Origin of the sequence: Algoriphagus antarcticus, from assembly GCF_002150685.1 — a bacterium.
Classification (GTDB): Bacteria; Bacteroidota; Bacteroidia; order Cytophagales; family Cyclobacteriaceae; genus Algoriphagus; species Algoriphagus antarcticus.
This window is the reverse complement of sequence record NZ_MSSW01000041.1, coordinates 1-1,283: the sequence shown is the minus strand read 5'-3', so window position 1 is coordinate 1,283 and position 1,283 is coordinate 1. Positions and strand designations below refer to the sequence as shown.

The 1,283-nt window shown below is 42.3% G+C and carries 2 protein-coding genes; both read left to right on the top strand.

From position 1 onward, the window contains the following. On the top strand, positions 1-578 hold a 578-nt coding region (locus tag BVH04_RS13930), incomplete at its 5' end, for a Mu transposase domain-containing protein (protein ID WP_449353822.1). A gap of 65 nt (positions 579-643) precedes the next feature. Continuing rightward, on the top strand, positions 644-1,283 hold a 640-nt coding region (istB, locus tag BVH04_RS13925), incomplete at its 3' end, for an IS21-like element helper ATPase IstB (protein WP_240510932.1).

Sequence of the window (1,283 nt, the reverse complement as noted above, 5' to 3'; positions counted from 1 at the left end):
CTGAAAGGTATGAACTCAAAGAGTTTAAATATGCTACTGTGACCAAAACCTCCCACCTATGCCTAAACCCTGAAAAACATTATTATTCGATTCCTTACAGGTACATCGGTAAAAAAGTAAAGATAGTTTACTCGGACAGTTACGTTTCTGTTTTCTGTGACAGGGAAAGGATTGCTTTTCATAAAAGGAGCCTCAAGGAACGTGGATACACTACGGTTAAGGAACATATGCCATCTGCCCACAGGTTTGTAAGCGATTGGAATCCTGATTACTTTTTGAACTGGGCAAAAGGGATTCATCCTGAAGTCCGGCATTATCTCCAGGTGATCCTTGATAGTTACCCTTATCCTGAGCAGGCCTACAAAAGCTGTCTGGGGATTTTGGGATATGATAAAAAAGCAGGCAGGGAAAGACTGATAGGTGCGGTCAAACGTGCCACGCACTACAATACTTATAACTATTCAGTCATCACCAGAATACTCAACAGCGGAATGGATTCAATCCCTTTAGCTATTGAAAACAAGACTAATAAATCAATCGAACACGAAAATATAAGGGGAGCCGAAAGCTTCAAATAGTTATTTACCATAAAACCAATACTAGCGATATGACACAGAGCGCAGCATTAAACCAGATGTCCAAAATGAAGTTCCACGGAATGATGGAAGCTTACAAAACCATTCTAGACAGCAACAAACACCATGATGTGAATCCCGAAGAGCTTGTAAACCATCTTTTACAGGCAGAATGGGAAGAAAGGGAAAACAGAAAAATCAACAGACTGTACAGGACTGCAAAGTTCCGCTACAGTGCTGCTGTTGAAGAGCTCGAGTTCTCCCCACAGAGAGGGCTTGATAAAATGCAGATCCTCAGACTTGCCGATATGTCCTTCATTAAAAGAAAAGAGAATATCCTAATAACAGGGGCAACGGGATCCGGTAAAAGCTACATTGCTTCTGCCCTTGGCAACCAGGCATGTATGCAGGGGTTCAGAACTCAGTATTACAATACCACCAAGCTGTTTCCAAAACTCAAAATGCTGAAAGCTGACGGATCATACATAAAGGAGATTGCCAGAATAGAAAAACAGGATCTGTTAATCCTGGATGACTTCGGTATTCAGCAACTGGACGAAATGGCAAGAATGGCACTGCTTGAAATCATAGAAGACCGACATGGGAGAGCGTCAACACTAGTGGTGTCCCAACTTCCCGTTACCAAATGGTTCGAAACAATAGGTGACAGTACCATAGCAGATGCTATCCTTGACAGACTGGCACACA